Origin of the sequence: Streptomyces sp. NPDC048001, from assembly GCF_043203115.1 — a bacterium.
Classification (GTDB): Bacteria; Actinomycetota; Actinomycetes; order Streptomycetales; family Streptomycetaceae; genus Streptomyces; species Streptomyces sanyensis.
This window is the reverse complement of sequence record NZ_JBIDBN010000005.1, coordinates 255,818-278,259: the sequence shown is the minus strand read 5'-3', so window position 1 is coordinate 278,259 and position 22,442 is coordinate 255,818. Positions and strand designations below refer to the sequence as shown.

Genomic DNA, 22,442 nt, shown 5'->3' with positions numbered 1-22,442 from the left:
GCGTAGAAGCACCGGTCCGCCGACGGGGCCCCGAGGCACCGGGCACGGGCCGGACGCGCCGCCGGCTCCGGCCGGGACGGCCGCCGGGTGGGGACGGCCGCCGCGTACGGACGTCGGTGGGACGGCCGCCGGGTGGGGACGGCCATGTGGGATCGGACGGCCCCCGGCACCTGGCCGAGGGCGGGGCGAGGCGGTGCGCCTCGGGACGGGCCCGGAGCTCAGCCGCGCCGCCCGGCTCCCTGGGAGACCCCGGGGTGGGCGGGTTCCAGCAGCCGGACGAGCAGGGCGCGCAACTCCTCGTCGCCACCGGGCCCGAGCAGCTCCGCGACGTCCTCGGCCAACTCGTCGACGGCACGGGCGACGGTCTTGAGCCGGGTGTGCCCGAGTTCGGTGAGCTCCAGGGCGTGCCGGCGCCGGTCGTGCGGGTCCCGGCCGCGGTGGACCATGCCGCCGTCGACGAGTTCGTCGACGAGCTGCGAGGTGGCGGGCCCGGTGATGGCCAGCTCGGTGGCGAGCCGTTGCTGCGGGCAGGGGCCGTGGTCGGCGAGGATCGCCAGCGGTCCGTAGTGGCGGACCCGCAGGCCCGTCCCGGACAGCTTCTCGTCGCCGAGGCGGCGAAGGCGGTGGTGGGCCTGCTCGACGAGGTGCTCGGTGCCCCGCACGAGGCCCTCGGCGCCGGGCGCGAGGAGTCTCGCCAGCAGGGTGTTGAGGCGGGCCACCTGCTCGGGGGCGAGGGCGGCGGTCAGCCGCGCGTCGCGCGCGGCGACCGCGCGGCGGCCCGCCTCGACCGCGGCGCGGCCCTCGTCGGTGAGGGAGAGGACGTACTGGCGGCGGTTCTCCGGGTTGCGGGTGCGCAGGACCTGCCCTCGGCCCTCCAGGCGGTCGATGACCGCGACCATGATGGTCCGGTTGATGCCGAGGCGCTCGGCCAGGTCGAGCTGGGAGACCCAGTCGCCGCGGGTCAGCGCGTCCAGGACGAGGAAGTCCCGGGAGTCGTCGGCCGGTCCGTCGGCGAAGGTGGCGAACTGCGCGTGGACGCGGCGCAGGAGGTAGCCGACGAAACCGGTGAGGGCCTCCGGCAGGACGCCGGCGACCTCGGCCGTCGCTTCCGTCTCCGAGACGGGGCCTCGCGTCGCGTCCAGCTCGCCTCGCACGATCGTCATCTCCCCTTCGGAACCGGGTAACCGAGTATACGGCGGGCCGCCCGGGCGGGCGGCGGCCCGGCCGCGCCGCCCGCCCGGGCCGCGGTGCGGCCCGGGCGCGCGAGCGCTCCGACGCCGAACCCCGCCCGGAGGGGGGATGGCCCGGGCGGGGCGGCGGGGGAACCGGCGGCGGCCCGGGGGCGGGCCGCGGCCGGTCCGTCAGTGGGACTGCGGCTGCGGAGCCGCGGCCTTGATGGTGCCCAGGGTCACGAGGAGGGCGATCAGGTAGATGCCGCCGCCGATGAGGAGCCCGTAGGAGTATCCGGTGGTGAGCGCCTCGGAGCGGTCCCCGGGCAGGTTCGCCTCGGTGATGACCGAGGCCGTCGCGGCCAGGATGGCGAGGCCGACCGCGCCGCCGATCTGCTGGCTGGTGTTGATCAGGCCGGCCGCGATGCCGGTGTCCTCCGGGGAGACCCCGCGGACGCTGATGACGGTGACGGTCACGAAGACCAGGCCGAGGCCGAATCCGCAGACCAGCTGGGCGGGCAGCAGGACGGCCAGGGCGTTCTGGCCGGGCTCCAGGAAGCTGAGCCAGACCATGCCGACGATGCCGATGACCAGGCCGAGGGAGATGACCGAGCGTTCGGGGGCCTTGGCCAGCAGCTGCGGGCCCACGCCGCCGGCCGCGAAGCCGATGCCGATGGCGAACGGGAGGTAGGCGAGGCCGGTGATCATCGGCTCGTACCCCTTGACGATCTGCATGTAGAGGGTCAGGAAGTAGAAGGTCGCGAACATGCCCGCGCCCACCAGGAACATGACCGCGTTGGCCCCGGCCCGGCTCTTGTCGGCGACGACGGCGCCGGGCACCATCGGCGCCCGGCTGGAGCGCTGGATGGCGACGAAGGCGGCGATCAGGACGACCGCGGCGGCCAGGCCGATCAGGGTGAGGCCGTCGTCGAGCCCCTTCTCACCGGCCCGGTTGATGCCGAAGACGAGGGAGCCGAAGCCGAAGGTGGCGGTGAGGGCGCCGGGCACGTCGACCCTGCCGCGGTCCCGCTCGCCCTCCTTGAGGACGCCGGTGCCGATCAGCACGGCGATGGCGATGGGGATGTTGATGTACATGACCCAGCGCCAGCTGAGGTACTCGGTGAGCGCGCCGCCGAGCAGCAGCCCGACGACCGAGCCGAGCCCGCCCATCGCCCCGTAGACGCCGAGCGCCTTGTTGCGCGCCGGTCCCGCCGGGAAGGTCGAGGCCAGCAGGGAGAGCGCGGTGGGTGCCGCGATGGCCGCCCCCACGCCCTGGAGGACGCGGGCGAGGAGCAGGATCTCCCCGCTGCCCGCGAGGCCGCCGAGCAGCGAGGCGAGGGTGAAGATCACCAGGCCGGTGCGGAACACCCTGCGGCGTCCGAAGAGGTCGCCGGCCCGGCCGCCGGCCAGCAGCAGGCCGCCGAAGGCCAGGGCGTAGGCGGTGACGACCCAGCCGAGGTTGGCGTCGGACAGGCCCAGTGCGCTCTGCATGCTCGGCAGGGCCACGGCCACGATCGTGTTGTCGAGCACCAGCATCAGCTGGGCGGCCGCGATGACCGCGAGCGCGAGGCCGAGCCGCTCGCCGGAGGGGGCCGGCGCCCCGGAGCCCGGGGGTGCGACCGGTCCCGGCGGGGAGGCTTCGGTTCTGTCCTGCATAGACATGAACGTCTCCAGAGGTGATTCGGGGGGTGGATCCGCCCGCCCCCGCCCCGGGGGAGGGAGGGGTCGGGCCCGGGGAACGGGTTCAGGCCTCCGACGTGTCCGCGGCCGCCCAGATGTCCAGGGCCTCGTAGGCGGCGCGCCACTCGTTGTCGTAGGCGGCGCGCAGGGGAGGCGGGAGCTTGCCGAGGACGGTGGCGACCCGGGCGGCGTCGATGTCGTCCAGGAGCCAGGGGAGGTAGCGGTTGGCGTCGCTCCCGATCCGGTCCTTCTGCTCGGCGCTGAACGCGGACCACTGCTCCTGGCTCATGGTCAGGTCCATGAGCGCGAGGGCCTCCCGCTCCTCGTGGTCCAGATGGGCCCGCAGGTCCGTGCAGAGCTGGTCGACCAGGCCGCCGAGGCGGGCGGCGCCGGAGTCGCGGTCGGCCAGGGCCGCGTCGATGTCCGCCAGCAGCGGGTCGATGACGGCGTGCTCGGCCTCCATCGCGTCCAGCAGCGCGATCTCGGCCTCGGCCTCGCGTCCGGCCAGCGCCTTGTGCATCACCGGCCACACCGTGCGGTCCTCGGAGGTGTGGTGGGCGACGAGGAACTTCTTGAACAGCTCCCATCCCACGGCGGTGCTGAGCACGTGCCGCGGGTCCTCGTCCACCCGGGAGGTGATCCGCGCGATGCGCTCCAGTTCGCGGCGGAGCGCGTCGTGGATGGCGAACATCATCGTCATGTCGAGGTTCCTGAAGTCGCCCATCGTCCCATCCCTCTCCCTGCACGGGTCCGTCCTGGGACGACAGTATCGTCAATCCACCTATCTATCAACTTGAGAATCATCAGGATTCCAAAGACTCAGGGTGCCGGGACCGCTCCCGCGGCCCGGGCGCCCTCCGGCGGCCGGGTCCCCGCCGGTGCCTCCTCGGGGCGCCGCTCCTCCCCGTCCCGCATCCCCCTGCGGATCCGGTTGAGCGCGGGCGAGGTCACCACGGTCGTGGCCAGGGCCATCAGCACCAGGATCGTGAACAGGTCCCGGCCGATCACCCCCAGACCGAGCCCGACGTTCAGCACGATCAGCTCGGTCAGCCCGCGGCAGTTCATCAGCGCGCCGATGGACATCGCGTCCCGCCAGGACTGGCCGGAGAGCCGTGCCGCGCCCGCCCCGCCGCCCCACTTCGCCACCACGGCCACGACCAGGACCGCCCCGGCCCACAGCCACTGCACCGGGTCGGCGGCGAGCAGCGAGACGTCCGCCCGCAGCCCGGTGGTGACGAAGAACAGCGGGAGCAGCAGCGGGACGGCGAACGCCCTCAGCCGGGCGGCCTGGTCCTCGATGACCGGGTTCCCGCGCGGTGTCACCGCCCCGAAGACAAACGCCCCGAACAGGGCGTGCACCCCGATCAGGTCCGTGGTCAGGGCGCTCAGGCACAGCCCGCTGAAGAGCAGGACCAGGACCCGGCCGTCGGTGGACGCCCGCCCGGCGCGCGCGGCCAGCCGTGCCAGCAGCGGCCGCAGCACCCCGCCCATGAGGAGGGCGAAGCCGACGGCGAGCAGCGCGGTGGTCAGCGCCTCCGCCGGGGAGCCGGCGGTGGACACGGCGACCACCCCCGCGAGCAGGCACCAGGCGGTCACGTCGTCGAAGGCCGCACAGGCCAGCGCCAGCGCGCCCACCCGCGTCCGGTCCATGCCCCGGTCCGCCAGGATCCGCGCCATCACGGGGAAGGCCGTGATGCTCATGGCCACCGCGATGAACAGGACGAAGGGCAGCCGCGCCACGCCCTCGGGCGCGAAGGACCCGTACATCCCGAGGGCCAGGAGCGTGCCGAGCCCCAGGGGCAGGACGACGCTCGCCATGGACACCAGCGCCGCCGTCCCGGTCTGCGTGACGAGGGAGCCGATCCTCAGTTCGTGCCCGACGAGGAACATGAAGACGAGCAGTCCCAGGTTGCCCAGGAGCCCCAGGTAGGGCAGGGCGGACGGCGGGAAGAGCCACGCCTGCGCGCCGGGCCACAGCCATCCCAGGAAGGAGGGGCCGAGCAGCAGGCCGACGGCCATCTCGCCGACCACCGGCGGCTGTCCGGCCCTGCGGACGAGGCGCGCACCCAGGGTGCAGAGGATGATCACCACGGGGATGGCGACCAGGAGATCGGGGAGGGGGTCACTCGCAGCGGCCATGGCCATCGGTCCTTCAGGAGGAGGTGAGGGAGCTCAGGTGCCGTACGGGCGGACGGACTTGGCGTCGCGCAGCGCCCGGGCCCACCAGAGCAGCTGGTCGAGCATGAGCTTGGCCGCGGCCCCGGCGCCCTCGGAGTCGACCGGAAAACGCCCCTGCGCGTCGTAGTGCTCCAGGATGCGGGGGAAGAAGACCGCGTCCTTCATGCCGACCGCGTGGAACTCGGCGAAGATCTGCCGCAGGTGCTCCACCGCCCGCACTCCGCCCGACAGGGAGAGCCCGTAGCCGACGAAGCCGACGGGCTTGGCCTCCCATTCGGACTGGAAGCTGTCGATGAGCGTCTTCAGCGGGCCGGGGACGCTGCGGTTGTACTCCGGCACGACCACGACGAAGGCGTCGGCGGCGGCGAGCCGGGGACGCAGGGCCAGCGCGACCGGGTCCTGCGCGTCGAGGCTGCCGGGCAGCGTGTGCGCGGCCACGTCGACCACGTCCAGGACCAGGTCGTCCCGCCGCCCGGCCAGCGCGGTGAACCAGCCGGAGACGTCCGGGGCCAGACGGCCCTCCCGCGCCGAGGCCACCACGACGGCCACCCCGACGGGCGGCCCGCCGCCCGGTGCGCCCGCGCCCTGCGCGGCCCCCGGGGCACCCATCCCCGGCTCCTCAGCCCGTCGCCGCGGAGCGCGCGGCGACGGGCGTGAGGGAGAGGAACTGGGTCGCGTCGACCCGGGAGAGGATGCGGCGGGTCAGCGCCGGCATCTTCGTCGTACCGTCGTCGGTGAAGACCACCGGATCGGTGACCCGGATCCGCCGGCCCCGGGTGGTGATCTCGCAACCACCCTCCGCCAGCACGTTCTTGACCCAGTCGGACCCCGGCCCGTAGGGCAGGGTGATGATGATGTCCCCGCCCCGGCGGAACAGCTTGACCGGGGTGGTGAAGGCGCGGCCCGACTTGCGGCCGCGGTGGTGGACCTTGCCGAAGCCGGGCATCCGGCTCAGGACGGGGCCCACCAGGTGGTTGGCGACCGCCTTGTTGAAGCGGGCGACGCGTCTGTCGATCGGCACAGCTGCCTCCTCTTCCTCCGTCGTTCGGGGGGACCGCCCGGGGCGCGCCCGCGGGCGCGCCCCCGCGGCGGCAGGGGCGGGGGCGGCTCCCGGCGGAGCCGCCCCCGTCGTCATCGGTGCACCGTCAGGACTGCTGCGGGGCGCCGGCCTTCGGGGTCAGCGGCCCCACCGGCTTCCCGCCGGACTTCAGGAAGCGCTCCAGCGTGAAGTTGTCCACGATCCCCCAGCGCTCGGCGATCTTGTCGCCCTCGAAGCGGAACCAGATGATGGCCTGGTGCTGGACCTGGAGCCCGGTCGGCTGGATGCCGATGAAGGGGCCGGTGTGCTTGCCGTGCATCACCCAGCGGATCGCGGCCCGGTCGCCCTGCGAGATGAAGTCGAGGATCTCGTACTTGATCTCGCTGAAGGCGGACTGCTGGATGCGGATGGTGTGCTTGAAGGCCTCGGGGCCGCGCATGGAGTCGTCGTGGCTGCCGTGGTTGCGGAAGTCCTCGGTGAGGTAGCGGTCGGCGGCCGTCAGGTCCCCGAGGTCCAGTCCCTCGTGGAAGACTTTCTCGACGAGCGCGCGCTGCTGTTCGGGCGTGAGGTTGGTGGGCATGACGGTTCTCCTGTGAACTCGTGGATGGGTGGGACGGGAGAGGGCGCCGGACGGCGCGGTCTCACGAGCGGACGCGGGGGTGCTCCAGGCTCCGGGCGTCGACCTCGGTGACACCGCCGGGCGGGGTGCCGGTGCTCCACACGATCCGCAGCCGCAGCCGTGCGAAGCGCCAGCCCGCGGCGGTGCGCCGCGCGGTACCGGTGAACCGCCCGCCGATCTGGAAGTAGGCGGAGGGCTGCGGCGGCAGGGGCGAGCCGAAGTGCACATGCGAGGCGAGGAGGCTCCAGCCGATCTCGGCGCGGTCGCCGTCCGGCTCGACGAAGGCGAGGGAGCCGTGGTGGTGCGTACGGCTCCAGCGCTCCATGATCTCCCTCAGGAAGCGGTCCGCCCCGGCGAGGCCCTGGTGGCTGCCCACCGGGAATTGCAGTTCCACGTCCTCGGTGAACAGGGACGCCGCCCACTCCTCGTCGAAGCCGGACCGGACCGGACCGCCCTCGCCGGAGCCCGGCCGCGGGTCCGTCCCGGGCGGGGCGAGTCCCTCGTCCAGGCTCGTCAGATAGCGGTCGATCAGGTTGTTCAGGGCCGCGATGTCGGCCAACCGCGCCACCTCGGCGGCGAGATCGCCGGTCCCGGACCCGGGGGCCCCCGTCACGGCACCCGGTGCGCGTCGGTCCGGGCGTCCGTCGCGTAGATCACCTTGTCGTGGGTGTCGTGGACGACCGCCTTGCCCTTGCCGGTGAAGGTGCCGTCGCCCTCCAGCCGGGCCTCGAAGTCGATCTTGATGTAGGCGGCCCGGAACCCGGTGGGGCTGATCTGGGTGACGTCGGTGTTGAAGTCCTCCCTCAGGAAGAACGTGAACGTGTCGTCGCCGGTGGCCGTCCAGGAGCCGGCGCCCGTGCTCTTCTTCGTGACGACGACGAGCGAACCGTCCTCCTGGAAGGTGACGGTGTAGTCGTCCACCTCACCGTCGTGCGTGACCGTACCGGCCCACTGTCCGGCGGGGGTACTGGGGGAAACAGACATCGACCACACTTCCTCTGTCGGCTGCAGACAAAAAGAATCCGCGTCCGGCACGGGGCCGGACGCGGATTCGGGTCGGAGCGGGGGCCGCCGAGACGTCCGACCCGCCGATCGCGAAGCGATCATGGAATCAGAACGTGGAGCCGCCGGAAGAAGTGTGACACTCAATCTTCTGAACCGTCAACCCGCTTATGCGGTAATGAGCCTCCGGGATCCCCGGCGCCTACACGCAGCACGTCTCCGCAGCTCGTCAGGGGTGATGACGCTCCCTCAGACCCCTGGCCCCCCGGCGGACAGGGGCGCCGCCCGCTGCCTCAGGGCGATGAGTTCGTCGAGGTCGTACTCGGCCCGCTGCTTCCTGCCGTAGCGGGTGATCTTGCCCCGGGACGCCCATTTGCGGATCGTCGCCTCGCTGACCCCCATCGCCAGCGCGGCCAGCTCGGTCGACACCGTCCTGCGCCTCTGCCCCGTCATCGCGTCCCCCTCTCCAACTGGCCGGCCACCATCAGCCACTGCGTCGGCGGCAGCGCGTGTCCGGCGTCGCAACTGATCCGGCCGGGGGCCGCGGCCGGTCCCCCCGCCTCGCGCCCCACGGCGCGCAGGGTGCCCGTGCACTCGGGCTCCACACACGCCCCGAGCGCCACCCCGCGCACCGGCGCGGGCCCGAACAGGGCACCGAGCCGCTGGAGCAGATCACGCACCTCGTCGTCGAAGGCGACGGCCGCGTGATGCCCGGCTATCCACTCCACCTCCTCGCGGAGGAAGGGCACCAGCGACTCGACGCCGCAGCCCTGCAGCCCCTTCACCCCGCGCTCCTCCACGACCAGCCGCGCCCAGGAGGCCAGCACGTCCGCCGCCTCCGTCCGCAGCTCCACCGTCCGTTCGTCGAGCACCATGCCGACGGATCTGGTCCCGCTCACCCGTTCCCGCATCCGGGGTGAGCGCGCGACCAGGGCGTGGTCGCTCTCGCGGAACAGCTCCAGCACCGTGAGCAGCTGCCCCCGTAAGCGCTCGACGCACATCGGGCAGATGCGGCCACAGAGCGCCGCGCAGTCCCGGCCGGTGTGGTCGGCGGAAAGTTCAGGGTGCTTGTGCATGTGACTCCTCGAGTCCTTCCTTCGCTGTCCGTGCCGACGGCCCCCGGGACGCCCGGGGCCGCGCACGGGAGGGGCGGAAAACGGGACGTGGAGCGGACGGGGAACGCGGGTCCGCCGTCGATCGCTCCGGTCCGATGCGCTGATCCGAGACAGTGGTCCGACTCAGCCCGCGCCACGAGCGCGCGAGCCCACGCCCGCGGTGGCGGGACGCACTACGTACAGCTCCCGGCCTGCAGGGACGGCCCGCGCGGCGAGGGCGGCGGCGCCACCCCCGCGTCCGAACGCGAAAGACCTTGCGCACACGGCGGACAAGCGTGCGTTCACCCCCCGACGACACCGCTGCAGATGGATCCGACCGCACGTCCCCCGGGACGGGAGACCCGCGTCTACTCCAGAGCCGAGGACAGATGAGACACCCATCCGGGGACGACTGGCAACCGGACCGTACTGTCCGAAAGGGAACAGACGACTACGCGAGCGTTTCCTTTCGCGTCGAAGTGGCCGTCACACCCGGGGAGACGGACAGCGCAGCACAACACCACGCCGGAGAGCGGAATCTGACACACCGTCACTTCCAGAACGGACATTCCGGTCCGCCCGGGCAAGCGTGCAGGTGACCGGTACACGTTCCTCCGACCCCGGAGCCCACCCGGAGCCCGGGCCCTCTAAGTGAGGGATTCGGCCACCCCTGAATACGCCCGCGGCAACCTCTCCTGACTCTCCGTTCACTATATTCCCGTTCAACCACACAGTGAGACGAAGGTCACAGACTGAGCGGTAGGTCGTGTGTCCGACGCGCCCCGGGCACCCGCCCCGGGACCGCCGGAGCGGACGCCGGCCGCGGCGGCGGGCCGGGGCAGCGTGCCGGCGCCCGCCCCGACGCACGGCGTCCGTCGGCCCCGGCCCCCGGACGGGACGGAGGGGGCCTCAGGGCCCGACCTGCTCCCCTCCCCCGGCCTCCTCCGCCTCCGCCAGTCCCGCCGGATGCCTGCCCCGGGGCTGCTGGGGCTCCGGGCGTGCGGGCACCTGGGGCACCGGGCGGTCCGCCGGCGCCCCGGCGGCCACCGTCACCGGCTCCCCGTGGTGCAGCACCTCCAGCGGCTCGCCCTCCAGCAGCACGTACCGGGCGCCCGCGGAGGAGATGTCCACCTTCAGCCTGCGCCCCCGCACCGTCAGGGTGAACACCACCCGGGTCAGCGCCTCGGGAAGACGCGGGGCGAAGCCCAGGCGGTCCGGCTCCCCGTCGCGCCCGACGTGCCGCCGCATCCCCCCGAAACCGACGACCAGCGCGATCCACGACCCGGCGAGCGAGGCGATGTGCAGCCCGTCGCGGGTGTTGTGCTCCAGGTCCGCCAGATCCATCAGCCCGGCCTCGCGGAGGTAGGCGTAGGCCAGCCGCAGATGACCGGTCTCGGCGGCGAGCACCGCCTGGCAGCACGCCGACAGGGACGAGTCCCGGACGGTCAGGGCCTCGTAGTAGGCGAAGTTGCGCGCCTTCTCCTCGTCGGTGAACTCCTCCGGGCACTCCATCATCGCCAGCACCAGGTCGGCCTGCTTGACGACCTGCTTCCGGTACAGGTCGAAGTAGGGGTAGTGGAGCAGCAGGGGGTAGTGCTCGGGCGGGGTCGCGTCGAAGTCCCAGCGCTGGAGGCGGGTGTACCCGGCCGACTGCTCGTGCACGCCCAGGGACTCGTTGTACGGCACCGCCATCCGGTCCGCGGCATCCCGCCAGGAGGCGGCCTCCTCCTCGTCGACGCCGAGCTCCTCGGCCCGGTCCGGATGGCGGGTGGCCGCGTCCGCCGCGGCCCGCAGGTTCCGGCGGGCCATCAGGTTGGTGTAGAGGTTGTCGCGGGCGACCGCGCTGTACTCGTCGGGCCCGGTGACGCCGTCGATGTGGAAGACGCCCCCCGCGTCGTGGTGGCCGAGGGACCGCCACAACCGGGCGGTCTCGACCAGCAGTTCCAGCCCCTCGGCGCGCTCGAAGTCCTCGTCGCCCGTCACCCGCACGTAGCGGACCACGGCCATCGCGATGTCGGCGTTGACGTGGAAGGCCGCCGTCCCGGCCGGCCAGTACGCCGAGCACTCCGCGCCGTCGATCGTCCGCCAGGGGAAGGCCGCACCCGCCAGGCCCAGTTGGAGCGCGCGCTCCCGGGCGGCCGGCAGCGTGCGGTGCCGCCACCGCAGCACCGGGGCGACCGAGCGCGGGGCGGTGCAGGTGAGCACCGGCAGGACGAGGGACTCGGTGTCCCAGAAGGAGTGCCCGTCGTACCCCGTTCCGGTCAGCCCCTTGGCGGGGATCGCCCGCTCCTCCCCGCGGGCCGCCGCCTGGAGCACATGGAAGAGGGCGAACCGCACCGCCTGCTGGATCTGGGCGTCGCCCTCCACCTCGACGTCGGCGCCCGCCCAGAAGCGGTCCAGGAAGGCCCGCTGCTCCGCGACCAGCCCGTCCCAGCCTGCGCTGAGCGCCGCGGCGACCGCGCCGTCGACCTGGTCGTGCACCGCCGGCAGCGAGCGCTCCCCGGACCAGCCGTAGGCGACGAACTTCACCAGCCGCAGGCGCTGCCCCGGGACCAGGTCCGCGGTCACCGTCAGGCGGCTGACGTCCGGCTCGCTCTGCGCCGTCCACCGGGTGCCGTCCGGGCCCTCGACGAGGTGGTCGGCGGCCGCGCCCACCCGCTGCCCGCTGCGCTCGGTGCGGTGCACCAGCCGCAGCCGGGTGTCCTCGGCGAAGTGCTCCTCCGCCACCAGGGGCGACCGGGTCACCGCGGCCACCCGGGGATCCCCCTCGGTGTGCGGCAGCTGCTCGTTGGCGACGAGCTCGGACTGCACGGCCACCGTGGCCGGGCCCCCGAGCGGCTCCACCTCGTACACCAGCGCGGCCACCGCCCGCTGGGTGAAGGAGACCAGGCGCCGGGAGGTGATGCGGACGGTCTGGCCGCCGGGAGTGGTCCAGCGCGCGGTCCGGGCGAGCACCCCGGTGCGGAAGTCCAGCACCCGCTCGTGCTCCAGCAGCCGGCCGTAGCGCAGGTCGCAGGGGTGGTCGTTGACGAGCAGCCGGACGACCTTGCCGTCGGTGACGTTGATCATCGTCTGCCCGGACTCCGGATAGCCGTACCCGGCCTCCGCGTAGGGCAGCGGATGCTGCTCGTGGACGCCGTTGAGATAGGCGCCCGGCAGCCCGTGGGGCTCGCCCTCGTCGAGGTTGCCGCGCCAGCCGATGTGCCCGTTGGAGAGGGCGAAGACCGACTCGCTCTGCGCCAGCACGTCCAGGTTCAGCTCGGTCTCGCGCAGGCACCACGGCTCGACGGCGAAACAGGAATGGGTGATCACCGCGACTCCAGGAGTTCGGACAGGTCGCGGACCACCACGTCCGCCCCGTGTGACCTCAGACGCTCCGCCTGCCCCACGCGGTCGACGCCGACGACCACGCCGAAGCCCCCGGCCCGCCCGGCCTCGACACCGGCCAGCGCGTCCTCGAAGACCGCCGCCTCGGCGGGCTCCGCCCCGAGGACGCGGGCGCCCTCCAGATAGGTGTCGGGGGCGGGCTTGCCGCGCAGCCCCCGCTCGTGCGCCACCACGCCGTCGACCCGAGCGTCGAACAGGTCCTCGATCCCGGCCGCCGCCAGCACGTCCCGGCAGTTGGCGCTGGAGGACACCACGGCGCACCGCAGCCCGGCGGCCCGCACCGCGTGGACGTAGCCCACCGACCCCTCGTAGGGCTCCACTCCGTCCTCGCGGATCCGGCGCAGCACCAGGGTGTTCTTGCGGGTGCCGAGCCCGTTCACGGTCTCGGCACCCGGCGGGTCCTCCGGCGAGCCCTCGGGCAGCCGTACCCCGCGCGAGGCGAGGAAGGTGCGCACCCCGTCCTCGCGCGGCCGGCCGTCGACGTACTCGTCGTAGTCCTCGACCGCGTCGAAGGGCGTGAACACGGTTCCCTCGCGCTCGGCGCGAGCGCGGAGGAACCCGTCGAACATCTCCTTCCAGGCGGCCGCGTGCACCTTCGCGGTCCGGGTGAGCACCCCGTCGAGATCGAACAGGCAGGCGCGTACGTGGTCAGGAAGCCCCAGCATGCCGACGAGGCTAGGAGCGCCGGGCGGTCTCCGGCGGGAGGAGGCCCGCGCGGCGCGCCGGGAGGGAACCCGCCCGGTGGAGGCTCGGGCGGCATCCGGAGCAACGCGGCCGGGTGAGCCCGCCGGAGTCCTGCCTGCGGTGTTTGGGTGAGCGGCGACGGCGCACCCACGCGGGGAGGACCTTCACGGTGGACTATCAGGCAGGGCAGGTACGCACGGGTGCGGGCCCCGTGCGCGGCGGGGCCGGGTCCGGCGCCCGGTGGGCCCGGTGACCGGGGCCCTGCAGCTGCTGGCGCAGGACCCGCCGCAGCTGCTGCCGGCCCGGGAGCTGATGGCCTTCAGCCTCGGCACCCACATCCTGCTGGTGCCGCTCGGGGTCGCCCTGCCCTTCATCACCCTGCTGATGCACTACCGGGCGCTGCGCACCGACGACCCGGTGGCCTGGCTGCTGGCCCGCCGCTGGTCGGCGGTGATGGCCGTGCAGTTCGCGGTGGGCGTGGTCACCGGCACCGTGCTCTCCTTCGAACTCGGGCTGCTGTGGCCGGGGCTGCTGGGGCGCTGGGGCGATGTCTTCGGCCTCGGCTTCGGGGTCGAGGCCTGGGCCTTCTTCCTGGAGGCGGTGCTGATCGCCGTGTACCTGTACGGGTGGCGCAGGCTGGGGCGGCGGACCCACTTCGCCCTCGGGGTGCCGCTGCCGCTGGTGGCGCTGCTGGGGGCGTTCGGCATCCTGGCCGCGAACTCCTGGATGAACACGCCCCGGGGCTTCCGGCTGGACGCGAACGGCGATCCGGTGGACGTGGACGTGCGCCAGGCCGTGTTCACGCCCATGTTCGGCCCGGAGTACTGGCACTTCGTGGTGGCGATGTTCATGACCGCGGGCTTCGTGGTGGCGGGCGTCTACGCCACCGGAATGCTGCGCGGGCGCCGGGACCGCTACCACCGGCTGGGCTTCACCGTGCCCTTCACGGCCGCCGCGGTGCTCGCCCCCGTGCAGATGTTCCTGGGGGACTTCATCGCCCGGTCCGTCTTCCACCAGCAGCCGGTGAAGTTCGCCGCGATGGAGCTGGTCTGGGAGACCGACACCCATGTCCCGGAGTACATCTTCGGCCGCCTGAACCCGGACGGTTCGGTGTCCGGGGGAATCAAGATCCCCCAACTGGACTCGATCCTCGCCGGGTTCAGCCCGAGCACCCGGGTGACGGGGCTGACCTCGGTGCCGCCGGGGGACCGCCCGACACCCGGCCAGGCGACCATCGTGCACACGGCGTTCGACGTGATGGTCGGCATCGGCAGCGTGCTGCTGCTCCTCGCGCTCTGGTACGCGTGGGCGTGGTGGCGCCGCCGCGACCTGCCCCGGTCCCGCTGGTTCCTCATCGCGGCCGCGGGGTCGGGCGCCGCCTGCCTCGTCGCCGTCGAAGCGGGCTGGATCACCACCGAGGTGGGCCGCCAGCCCTGGATCGTCTACGGCCACATGCGGGTCGCGGAGGCCGTCACCGACACCCCCGCCGGCACCCTGTGGGTGGTCTTCGGCGTGGTGGTGGCCGGCTATGCGGCGATGCTGGCGGTGTTCCTGACCGTCCTGCTGCGGATGCGCACCCGCTGGCGCCTGGAGGACGAGCGGAGCGGGGTGCGCGAGGGCCGCCGGCCCGCCGCGGCCGAGTCCCCGGAGCACGCCACGCCCTACGGGCCCCGTCCCCCGCACGCCCCGTCCTCCGGAGGCCGCCGGTGATGGCCGATCTCGTCGCCTGGGTGCTGGTGCTGGCCGTGCTCGCCTACGCCTGCGGGGGCGGCGCCGACTACGGCGCCGGGTTCTGGGACCTCCTCGCGGGCGGGGCGCGGCGCGGGAGGCGTCCGCGTGCGCTGATCGACCACTCCATGGGGCCGGTGTGGGAGGTGAACAACGTCTGGCTGATCTTCGTGCTGGTGGTGATGTGGACCGGGTTCCCGGCCATGTTCCAGGCGGTGTTCACCGTGCTCTGGGCTCCGCTGACGCTGGCGGCGGCGGGGCTGGTGCTCCGCGGGGCGGGGTTCGCCTTCCGCAAGCCCACCCGGCGACTGGCCGAACGGCGCGTCTACGGTGCCGCCTTCGCGATCGCCTCGGTCCTGACCCCGTACTTCCTCGGTGCGGCGGTGGGGGGCGTCGCCTCGGGACGGGTCGCGCCGGGCGGCAGCGCCTCGGTGTCCGCCTGGACCAACCCGACCTCGGTGCTGGCCGGGCTGATGACGGTGGCCGCCGCCGCGTTCCTCGGCGCGGTCTTCCTCTCCGGCGACGCCCGCACCTACGGGGACCCGGACCTGGTCGGCTACTTCCGGCGGCGGGCCCTGGGAACGCTGGTGGCCCTGGCCGCGCTGGCCGGCGTGGGCATCGTGCTGACCCGGGACGACGCGCCCTACGTCCACGAGCGGTTGACCGGCGGCTGGGGGCTGGTGCTGGTGGCTGCGGCCGCGCTGTGCGCGCTGGCCGCGGCCTGGCTGCTGGTGCGCGACGCGCCCACGCTGCCCACCCGGGCGGCCGCCGTCGGCTCGGTCGGCGCGGTGGTCGTCGCCTGGGGCCTGGCCCAGCGCCCGTATCTGCTGCCCACCTCGCTGACCGTGGCCGAGGGGGCGGGCGCAGAGGCCACGATGGGCTGGCTGGTGGTCGTCTCGCTGGTGTCGGTGGTGCTGGTGGGTCCGGCGCTGGTGCTGCTCTACCGTCTGGACTCCCAGGGCGAGCTGCTGCCCGATCCGCTGCTCAGCGGTCCGGAAGACTCCAGCGGTACGGAGCGATGAGCCGGTCGATCCGCTCGGGCCCCCAGGAGCCCGGTGGGTAGGGCTCGACGGGCGGAGGCTCCTCCAGCAGCGGGGTGGCCGCCTCCCACAGGCGCTCGATGCCGTCGGAGCGGGTGAACAGGGACTGGTCCCCCAGCATGGCGTCCAGGATCAGCCGCTCATAGCCCTCCAGCGCGTGCGCCTCGTTGAACGAGCCCGCGTAGCCGAAGACCATCTCGGCCTGCTCCAGGCGCATCGAGGGTCCCGGCTGCTTGGTCCGGAAGCGGGCGGTGATGCTCCCGGGGTCGTCGAAGTCGATCGCCAGGACGTTGCCGTGCGGGCCGTCCGCACCGGCGTCCGGTGCGAACATCCGCAGCACCGGTTCGCGGAAGCCCAGGGTGACCATGTGCCGCCCCTGGGCGAGGGACTTGCCGGACCGGAGGAAGAACGGCACCCCGGCCCAGCGCCAGTTGTCCAGCTCGACGCGCAGGGCCGCGAAGGTCTCGGTGTCGGAGTGCGGGTCCACCCCGGGTTCGTCGCGGTAGCCCGTGTACTGGCCGCGCACCACGTGGGCGGGGTCGATCGGGCGCAGCGACTGGAAGACCTTCTCCTTCTCGTCCCGCAGTGCGCGGGCCGTGAGGGAGGTGGGGGGTTCCATCGCCACGAACCCCATGAGCTGGAAGAGATGGGTGACGATCATGTCCCGGAAGGTGCCGGTGCCTTCGAAGAACCCCGCCCGCCCCTCGATCCCGATCCGCTCCGGCACGTCGATCTGCACATGGCTGATGTGGTCCCGGTTCCAGACGGGTTCGAACATGCCGTTGGCGAACCTCAGGGCGAGGATGTTGTCCACCGACTCCTTGCCCAGGAAGTGGTCGATGCGGAAGATCCTCGACTCGTCGAAGACGGCGTGGAGGGTGGCGTCCAGGGACCGGGCGGACGGCAGGTCGGTGCCGAAGGGCTTCTCCACGATCACCCGCGTGCCCTCGGCCAGCCCGGTGTCGCCGAGGAGTTGGACGACGGAGGCGAACGCGGCCGGTGGCACCGCCAGGTGGCAGAGCCGGCCCGGGCGGCCGCCGAGCGACTGCTCGGCCCGCCGCACGGCGTCGAGCAGGGGCTGCGGGTCCTCGGCGTCGGCGGCGCCGAAGGAGAGCGCCGCCTCGAACTCCTCCCAGGCCCCGCCCTCCGGCTTGCTCCGGCCGAACTCGGTGACCGCCTCGCGGGCATGGGCGCGGAACTCCTCGTCGCCGAGGGCGACGGCGGCGGGGGCGGAGCCCACGATCCGGTAGTGCTCCGGCATCAGCCCGGCGTGGGCCAGGTGGAACAGGCCGGGCAGCAGCTTGCGGCGGGCCAGGTCCCCGGTCGCGCCGAAGAGCACGATCACATGGTCGTCCGGGCGGGGGCCGCGGCCCGTCGCCGGGGTCGGCAGCGGCACGGTTCAGCCCGCCTTCTCGGCGTGCCCGCCGAACTCGCCGCGCATCGCCGACAGCACCTTCCCGGTGAACTCGCCCAGTCCGCGCGAGCCGTAGCGCTCGTACAGGGCGGCGGTGATCACGGGTGCGGGCACGCTCTCGTCGACCGCCGCCAGGACCGTCCAGCGGCCCTCCCCGGAGTCGGACACCCGGCCCGCGAAGCCGTCCAGCCCGGGCGACCGGGCCAGCGCGTCGGCGACCAGGTCGACCAGCCAGGAGCCGACCACCGAGCCGCGTCGCCAGACCTCGGCGACCTCGGCGACGTCGATCTCGTAGGCGTAGGCCCCGGGGTCCCGCAGCGGGGCGGTCTCCGCGTCGACCGTCCGCTCGCGCAGACCGGCGTCGGCGTGGCGGATGATGCTCAGGCCCTCGGCGATGGCCGCCATCATCCCGTACTCCACGCCGTTGTGGACCATCTTCACGAAGTGGCCCGCGCCGCTGGGCCCGCAGTGCAGGTAGCCCTCGGGGGCGGTGCCGGTGGTCGCGGTCCGGCCCGGGGTGGGCTCCGCGCTGCCCCTGCCCGGGGCGATGGTGCGCAGCAGCGGGTCGAGGCGCCGGACCGCCGCTTCGTCGCCGCCGACCATCAGGCAGTAGCCGCGCTCCAGGCCCCAGACGCCTCCGGAGGTGCCGCAGTCGACGTAGTGCACTCCCTGCGGGGCGAGCCGGCGCGAGCGGGCGATGTCGTCGCGGTAGTAGGAGTTGCCCCCGTCGATGACGACGTCGTCCGTGTCGAGGAGGTCGGCCAGTTCGTCGACGGTGCGCTGGACGACGCCCGCGGGGAGCATCAGCCAGACGTTCCGGGGCCGGTCGAGCCGGCCGACGAGGTCCTTCAGCGAGGTGGCCGCGACGGCGCCCTCCCGCTCCACCTCGCGGACGGTGTCGGGGTCGAGGTCGTACACCACGCAGGTGTGGCCGTCGCGCATGAGGCGGCGCACCAGGTTGGCGCCCATGCGTCCGAGCCCGACCATGCCCAGTTGCATGGGGGTGTTGGTGGTCACGGTGATCCTCCCCGTCGCTTCATGGTGGCCTTCCTCCGTACGCTCTGCGCCGCGCGCCGCGGGGACGCGGGCGCGGTCATGCGGCGGACCGCGGTTGCTCCCGGCCCGCGAGCACGTCCCGCGCGACCTGGGCGACCCGCTCGGGGGTGAACCCGAACTTCGTGATCAGCTTCTTCAGCGGGGCCGACGCGCCGTAGGTGTGCATGCCGACGACCGCTCCCCGGTCGCCGACGTAGCGGTCCCAGCCGAAGGTGGACGCCTGCTCGACCCCCACGCGGGCGGTGACGCCCGGTGGCAGCACGGCCTCGCGGTACTCCCTCGGCTGCCGGTCGAACAGTTCCCAGCAGGGCATGCTCACCACGCGGGCCGCGATGCCCTCGGCGGCGAGTTCCTCCCGGGCCGACAGGGCCAGCGAGACCTCGGAGCCGGTGGCCAGCAGCAGGACCTGCGGGGCGCCGTCGGGCGCGTCGGCCAGGACGTAGGCGCCGCGGGCCGTGCCGGAGGCGGAAGCGAGGACCGAGCGGTCGAGGGTGGGCAGGGCCTGGCGCGAGAGCACCAGGGCGGCGGGCTCGTGGCGCAGCGCGGCCACCGCCCGCCAGGTCTCCACGACCTCCCCCGCGTCGGCGGGGCGGAAGACCAGCAGGCCGGGCATGGCCCGCAGGCCCGCGAGCTGTTCGACCGGCTGGTGGGTGGGGCCGTCCTCGCCGACGCCGATGGAGTCGTGGGTGAAGATGTGCACCACGGGGATCTCCATCAGCGCGGACAGCCGGATGGCTCCCTTGGCGTAGTCGGAGAAGATGAGGAAACCGGACCAGTAGGGCCGCAGCTTGGTCAGCGCCATGCCGTTGGCGATCGCCGCGGAGGCGTGTTCGCGCACTCCCAGGTGCAGGTTGCGCCCGCCCGGCTCGTCGGGCTCCAGGTCCCCCGCGCCGTCGAAGGTCAGCCGTGTCTTGGTGGACGGCGACAGGTCGGCGGAGCCGCCCAGCAGCCAGGGCACCCGCTCGGCCAGCGCGTTGAGGACCCGGCCCGAGGAGTCCCGGCTCGCCAGGCCCTTCGGGTCCGGCGGGAACTGGGGCAGGGCCGTCTCCCAGTCCTCGGGGAGTTCCCGGCGCTGCATGCGGGTGATCTCGTCGGCTTCCGCGGGCCAGGCGCGGCGGTAGGCCTCGAAGCGCTCCTCCCAGGCGGTGCGCAGCCGCTCCCCGCGGGCCCCGATGCCCCGGGCGAAGTCCTCGCGGACCGCCTCGGGCACATGGAAGCGCTCGTCGGGCGGCAGGCCGAGGAAGCGCTTGGTGCTGCGGACCCCCTCCTCGCCGAAGGGGGTGCCGTGGGCGCGGGGGGAGTCCTCCACGGGCGAGCCGTACCCGATGTGGCTGTGCACCACGACCAGGGTGGGGCGCTCGGTCTCCGCGCGGAAGGTGTGCAGGGCGCGGGCCACGGCGTCCAGGTCGTTGGCGTCCGCCACGGTGGTGACGTTCCATCCGTAGGCCAGGAAGCGGGCCGCCACGTCCTCGGTGAAGGTGATGTCGGTGTGGCCCTCGATGGTGACCCGGTTGGAGTCGTAGATCCAGCACAGGTTCGCCAGCCCCTGGTGCCCGGCGGCGGAGGCGGCCTCGGAGGAGATGCCCTCCATCATGCAGCCGTCCCCGGCGAGGGCGTAGACGTCGAAGTCGAAGAGGTCGAAGCCGTCCCGGTTGTACCGGTCGGCGAGCCAGCGCCCGGCCAGCGCCATGCCGACCGAGGTGGCGACTCCCTGGCCGAGGGGGCCGGTGGTCGTCTCCACCCCGCTGGTCCAGCGGTACTCGGGGTGCCCGGGGCAGCGGGAGTCGAGCTGCCGGAAGGCCCTGAGGTCGTCGAGGGAGACGGCGGGCCGTCCGAGCACTTCGTAGTCCGCGTCCACCGCCCGTACGCCGGACAGGTGCAGCAGCGACCACAGCAGCGCGGAGGCGTGCCCCTCGGAGAGGACGAAGCGGTCCCGGTTGGGCCAGACGGGGTCCTGCGGGTCGAAGCGCAGGAACCTCTGCCACAGGGTGTACGCCACGGGGGCGATGCCCATGGGGGTCCCGGGGTGGCCCGACTCGGCCTGCTGGATGGCGTCCATGCACAGGCCGCGGATGGTGTTCACCGACAGCGTGTCCTGATCGGTCATGGGCAGCGGTCCGATCTGTTCGTGACATCTGCCCTTCCAGTACACGCCACATCGCCGGTGGCCGCATGCCCGCGGCGGCGGCCCCGGCGCGGGCCCCCCGGGTCAGGTGCGCGGGCCCGTCTCGTCCGCGGTGCGGGCTCCTCCGGTCCGCGGTGCGGGCCCCCCGGGTCAGGTGTGCGGGCCCCTCCGGTCCGCTGGTCCAGGCCGCTCGGGTCAGGTGTGCGGGACGCCCCGGTCAGGTGTGCGGGACGACGGCGACCGGGCAGGGGGCGTGGTGGATCACCGCGTGGGCGGTGGCGCCGAGGTGGCCCCTGCGGGCCGTCGTGCGCCGCCCCACCACCACGATCCCGGCTCCCGCGGCCGCCTCGACCAGGTGCCCGGCCGCCCGTCCGACGGCGGCCTCCTCCTCCACCTCCAGCTGCGGGAACCGCTCGCGATGGGGCCGCACCGCCTCGCTCAGCGCCGTCCTGGCCGCCTCGGTGCTCTCCTCCTCGTGCGGGTGCAGGGCGTGGTGCACCGGAGTCAGGTGCCAGGTGTGCACGACGCGCAGGGGGGCGGAGCGGCGGGCGGCGAACTCGAAGGCGAAGCGCAGCAGTTCCTCGCCGGCCGACCGGAGGTCCACGCCGACGACGACACGGCCGCCCGGGTCCGCCCGGGTCCCCCGCACCAGCACGACGGGGCCGTGCGCCTGTGCCGCCACCTCCTGGCCCACGGATCCGGCGGTGAAGCCCACGGAGGCACCGACGCCGTACGAGCCGAGCACCACCAGCTCGGAGTCCGCCGAGGCGGACACCAGCACGGTGGCGGGCGCGTCCTCCACCTCCTCCTCGCTGGTGGTGACTCCGCCCTGGCGGGCCCGGGCCCGCTCCTTCATGGCGGCGAGCAGGTCCCGGGCGCGCTGGGCGCGGACGTCCCGGGCGGGCCGGACGGCCACGACGGCGTGCTCCTGCCAGAGCGAGGCGTTCACCAGGCGCAGCTCGGCGCCGCGGAGGGCGGCTTCGTCGGCGGCCCAGTCCACCGCCGCCGCACTCTCCTCGGAGCCGTCCACTCCCACCGCGATGCGTCCCGACATGCCGGCTTCTCCTCGTGTAGGCGTCGTGCTCGGACGGCCGCCGCGCGGCCTGGCCGGGAGGGCCGGGGCGGAGGGGCCGTGATGCATGACAAATGATGCTCTTCCGGACGGAGCGAGTGAGGTATCTCGGACCCGGTGTCGGGCGGGCCGGGACCGCGCCTCCCCCGCCCGGACGGCGGCGCATCGGTCACGGATGCGCCGCAGGCAGCCTCCGGGGACGGCGCGTAGCGTGGGGAGGTGGAGGCGAGGGTCATGACCGGACAGGTGCTGAGCGAGGTCAGCGCGGTCGTCGCCCCGGAGCGGGAAGGCGAACTCGTGGCGGCCTACCGAGCGCTCGTCGCGGGCCCCCTGCCCGACGGGGTGCTGCGGACGGAGTTGCTGAGCGGCCGGGACGGCCGCTGGCGCATCCAGACCCTGTGGCGCGACCGCGCGGCCCTGGAGGCCATGCGCCGGGGCCCGGAGGGCCCGGCCGCTCCCCGGCTCTTCCGCGAGGTGGGGGCCGAGCCGGAACTGGCGCTGTTCGACGTCGAGGCCCGGGGCGCGGCACCGCACTCACCGGCGTGACGCGGCCCGGCCGGACGCCCTGCCGAGCGGTGCGGTCGCCCGTCGGTGCGGAGGGGCACGAGGAGTTCCCCGAAGTTCCTCATAGGGCTCGGCTGAACAGCACACACGGGGCACTGCCCGAGGGGAGGCTTGGCGCATCGATCCCCGGCGAAAGGAACGGACGAGGGTGCGACGCTTACGCTTCAACGGGACGGGCAGCGGCGTCAACGGCTGCCCGTCCCTGCACGAGGACCTCGATTCGGGAGAGGTCATCGTGCACGGCCCGCCGCTCACCGACCCCGCGGACATCGCCCGGCTCAGGCGCCTGGGCGAAGGGGAGGTACCGATCGTGGTGCCGCGTGAACTTCTCGTGGGCTGGGGGCCCAAGGACATGACCCGCAAGGCGAAGACGATCGGCATGAACGGCTTCGGTCGGCTCTTCACACAGTTCGAGGGCACTCGCCGCACCGAGCGCGAGGTTCGCCAGTTGACCGACAACCTGACCAAGAGTCAGGCCGCGGCGAGAGCCGCCCACCTCGTACCCACGAGCTGATCACGGGCCGCCAGCACGGTGTCCTCACGCTGCCAGGATGCGCCCCCCGCGCTCTGGTCCGGGCAGCTGGGACCAGA

General features: G+C 73.6%; 21 protein-coding genes. 4 read left to right on the top strand and 17 right to left on the bottom strand.

The genetic code is table 11. The annotated features are described in order from the left end of the window. Positions 1–218 precede the first annotated feature (218 nt). From ACGF15_RS11645 to ACGF15_RS11585, 13 genes are all read right to left on the bottom strand, one after another. The gene (locus ACGF15_RS11645) at positions 219–1,163 is read right to left on the bottom strand and encodes a MarR family transcriptional regulator (RefSeq protein ID WP_345614002.1); all 945 of its coding nucleotides are present in this window, start codon (positions 1,161–1,163) and stop codon (positions 219–221) included. Between the two features lie 198 nt (positions 1,164–1,361). Next, entirely contained in the window at positions 1,362–2,831 is a 1,470-nt protein-coding gene (locus tag ACGF15_RS11640; RefSeq protein WP_345614001.1) for an MFS transporter, read from the bottom strand. A gap of 82 nt (positions 2,832–2,913) precedes the next feature. After that, on the bottom strand, positions 2,914–3,573 hold the full coding sequence (locus ACGF15_RS11635) for a hemerythrin domain-containing protein (RefSeq protein WP_345614000.1): 660 nt from the start codon (positions 3,571–3,573) through the stop codon (positions 2,914–2,916). 95 nt (positions 3,574–3,668) lie between these two features. Next, positions 3,669–4,988 carry a cation:proton antiporter gene (locus tag ACGF15_RS11630; protein WP_345613999.1) on the bottom strand — a complete coding sequence of 440 codons (1,320 nt, stop codon included), beginning with the start codon at positions 4,986–4,988 and terminating at the stop codon, positions 3,669–3,671. A 33-nt stretch (positions 4,989–5,021) separates the two neighbouring features. After that, positions 5,022–5,636, bottom strand: a complete 615-nt coding sequence (locus ACGF15_RS11625; RefSeq protein ID WP_345613998.1) for an NAD(P)H-dependent oxidoreductase — start codon at positions 5,634–5,636, stop codon at positions 5,022–5,024. A 10-nt stretch (positions 5,637–5,646) separates the two neighbouring features. Then, positions 5,647–6,048 (bottom strand): nitroreductase family deazaflavin-dependent oxidoreductase, encoded by a 402-nt coding sequence (locus ACGF15_RS11620; RefSeq protein WP_345613997.1) that lies wholly within the window; start codon positions 6,046–6,048, stop codon positions 5,647–5,649. 124 nt (positions 6,049–6,172) lie between these two features. Next, positions 6,173–6,646 (bottom strand): ester cyclase, encoded by a 474-nt coding sequence (locus tag ACGF15_RS11615; RefSeq protein ID WP_256525753.1) that lies wholly within the window; start codon positions 6,644–6,646, stop codon positions 6,173–6,175. Positions 6,647–6,707: 61 nt separating this feature from the next. Further along, entirely contained in the window at positions 6,708–7,253 is a 546-nt protein-coding gene (locus tag ACGF15_RS11610) for a nuclear transport factor 2 family protein (RefSeq protein WP_345614021.1), read from the bottom strand. A gap of 41 nt (positions 7,254–7,294) precedes the next feature. Continuing rightward, a complete protein-coding gene (locus ACGF15_RS11605; RefSeq protein WP_345613996.1) occupies positions 7,295–7,669 on the bottom strand; it encodes a dehydrogenase in 375 nt (124 codons plus the stop codon). Positions 7,670–7,936: 267 nt separating this feature from the next. Beyond that, positions 7,937–8,140 (bottom strand): transcriptional regulator, encoded by a 204-nt coding sequence (locus ACGF15_RS11600; protein WP_345613995.1) that lies wholly within the window; start codon positions 8,138–8,140, stop codon positions 7,937–7,939. Next, positions 8,137–8,763, bottom strand: coding sequence for an OvmZ protein (locus ACGF15_RS11595; RefSeq protein ID WP_345613994.1), 627 nt, complete (start codon positions 8,761–8,763; stop codon positions 8,137–8,139). The genes ACGF15_RS11600 and ACGF15_RS11595 overlap by 4 nt, the downstream gene beginning before the upstream one ends. Positions 8,764–9,690: 927 nt before the next feature. Then, positions 9,691–12,093, bottom strand: coding sequence for a glycoside hydrolase family 65 protein (locus tag ACGF15_RS11590; RefSeq protein ID WP_392798067.1), 2,403 nt, complete (start codon positions 12,091–12,093; stop codon positions 9,691–9,693). Next, on the bottom strand, positions 12,090–12,833 hold the full coding sequence (locus tag ACGF15_RS11585) for a beta-phosphoglucomutase family hydrolase (RefSeq protein WP_345613992.1): 744 nt from the start codon (positions 12,831–12,833) through the stop codon (positions 12,090–12,092). Before ACGF15_RS11585 ends, ACGF15_RS11590 begins: the two co-directional genes overlap by 4 nt. Before the next feature lie 331 nt (positions 12,834–13,164). Here ACGF15_RS11585 and ACGF15_RS11580 point away from each other — a divergent pair, with 331 nt between their 5' ends. Further along, the gene (locus ACGF15_RS11580) at positions 13,165–14,562 is read left to right on the top strand and encodes a cytochrome ubiquinol oxidase subunit I (protein WP_345614020.1); all 1,398 of its coding nucleotides are present in this window, start codon (positions 13,165–13,167) and stop codon (positions 14,560–14,562) included. Beyond that, positions 14,562–15,602 carry a cytochrome d ubiquinol oxidase subunit II gene (locus tag ACGF15_RS11575; protein WP_345613991.1) on the top strand — a complete coding sequence of 347 codons (1,041 nt, stop codon included), beginning with the start codon at positions 14,562–14,564 and terminating at the stop codon, positions 15,600–15,602. The genes ACGF15_RS11580 and ACGF15_RS11575 overlap by 1 nt, the downstream gene beginning before the upstream one ends. On the opposite strand, the gene zwf is transcribed toward ACGF15_RS11575, so the two are convergent. From zwf to ACGF15_RS11555, 4 genes are all read right to left on the bottom strand, one after another. Then, positions 15,565–17,016: a glucose-6-phosphate dehydrogenase gene (zwf, locus tag ACGF15_RS11570; RefSeq protein ID WP_345613990.1), complete on the bottom strand. Its 1,452-nt coding sequence runs from the start codon at positions 17,014–17,016 to the stop codon at positions 15,565–15,567. The genes ACGF15_RS11575 and zwf overlap by 38 nt on opposite strands. A gap of 3 nt (positions 17,017–17,019) precedes the next feature. Continuing rightward, positions 17,020–18,051, bottom strand: a complete 1,032-nt coding sequence (gnd, locus tag ACGF15_RS11565) for a phosphogluconate dehydrogenase (NAD(+)-dependent, decarboxylating) (RefSeq protein WP_392798062.1) — start codon at positions 18,049–18,051, stop codon at positions 17,020–17,022. Positions 18,052–18,127: 76 nt separating this feature from the next. After that, a complete protein-coding gene (tkt, locus tag ACGF15_RS11560; protein ID WP_392798059.1) occupies positions 18,128–20,197 on the bottom strand; it encodes a transketolase in 2,070 nt (689 codons plus the stop codon). A gap of 235 nt (positions 20,198–20,432) precedes the next feature. Continuing rightward, the gene (locus ACGF15_RS11555) at positions 20,433–21,269 is read right to left on the bottom strand and encodes a universal stress protein (protein WP_392798056.1); all 837 of its coding nucleotides are present in this window, start codon (positions 21,267–21,269) and stop codon (positions 20,433–20,435) included. A gap of 252 nt (positions 21,270–21,521) precedes the next feature. On the opposite strand from ACGF15_RS11555, the gene ACGF15_RS11550 reads away from it, so the two are divergent. Then, on the top strand, positions 21,522–21,833 hold the full coding sequence (locus ACGF15_RS11550; RefSeq protein WP_392798053.1) for an antibiotic biosynthesis monooxygenase: 312 nt from the start codon (positions 21,522–21,524) through the stop codon (positions 21,831–21,833). A 166-nt stretch (positions 21,834–21,999) separates the two neighbouring features. After that, entirely contained in the window at positions 22,000–22,365 is a 366-nt protein-coding gene (locus ACGF15_RS11545; RefSeq protein WP_392798050.1) for a hypothetical protein, read from the top strand. The last annotated feature ends 77 nt before the right edge of the window (positions 22,366–22,442 follow it).

What these genes read in the sequence shown, in the direction of transcription:
- ACGF15_RS11645 (WP_345614002.1), bottom strand. Translation starts at nt 1,163, where the DNA reads ATGACGATCGTGCGAGGCGAGCTGGACGCGACGCGAGGCCCCGTCTCG.
- ACGF15_RS11640 (WP_345614001.1), bottom strand. Translation starts at nt 2,831, where the DNA reads ATGTCTATGCAGGACAGAACCGAAGCCTCCCCGCCGGGACCGGTCGCA.
- ACGF15_RS11635 (WP_345614000.1), bottom strand. Translation starts at nt 3,573, where the DNA reads ATGGGCGACTTCAGGAACCTCGACATGACGATGATGTTCGCCATCCAC.
- ACGF15_RS11630 (WP_345613999.1), bottom strand. Translation starts at nt 4,988, where the DNA reads ATGGCCGCTGCGAGTGACCCCCTCCCCGATCTCCTGGTCGCCATCCCC.
- ACGF15_RS11625 (WP_345613998.1), bottom strand. Translation starts at nt 5,636, where the DNA reads ATGGGTGCCCCGGGGGCCGCGCAGGGCGCGGGCGCACCGGGCGGCGGG.
- ACGF15_RS11615 (WP_256525753.1), bottom strand. Translation starts at nt 6,646, where the DNA reads ATGCCCACCAACCTCACGCCCGAACAGCAGCGCGCGCTCGTCGAGAAA.
- ACGF15_RS11605 (WP_345613996.1), bottom strand. Translation starts at nt 7,669, where the DNA reads ATGTCTGTTTCCCCCAGTACCCCCGCCGGACAGTGGGCCGGTACGGTC.
- ACGF15_RS11600 (WP_345613995.1), bottom strand. Translation starts at nt 8,140, where the DNA reads ATGACGGGGCAGAGGCGCAGGACGGTGTCGACCGAGCTGGCCGCGCTG.
- ACGF15_RS11595 (WP_345613994.1), bottom strand. Translation starts at nt 8,763, where the DNA reads ATGCACAAGCACCCTGAACTTTCCGCCGACCACACCGGCCGGGACTGC.
- ACGF15_RS11585 (WP_345613992.1), bottom strand. Translation starts at nt 12,833, where the DNA reads ATGCTGGGGCTTCCTGACCACGTACGCGCCTGCCTGTTCGATCTCGAC.
- ACGF15_RS11580 (WP_345614020.1), top strand. Translation starts at nt 13,165, where the DNA reads ATGGCCTTCAGCCTCGGCACCCACATCCTGCTGGTGCCGCTCGGGGTC.
- ACGF15_RS11575 (WP_345613991.1), top strand. Translation starts at nt 14,562, where the DNA reads ATGGCCGATCTCGTCGCCTGGGTGCTGGTGCTGGCCGTGCTCGCCTAC.
- tkt (WP_392798059.1), bottom strand. Translation starts at nt 20,197, where the DNA reads ATGACCGATCAGGACACGCTGTCGGTGAACACCATCCGCGGCCTGTGC.
- ACGF15_RS11555 (WP_392798056.1), bottom strand. Translation starts at nt 21,269, where the DNA reads ATGTCGGGACGCATCGCGGTGGGAGTGGACGGCTCCGAGGAGAGTGCG.
- ACGF15_RS11550 (WP_392798053.1), top strand. Translation starts at nt 21,522, where the DNA reads ATGACCGGACAGGTGCTGAGCGAGGTCAGCGCGGTCGTCGCCCCGGAG.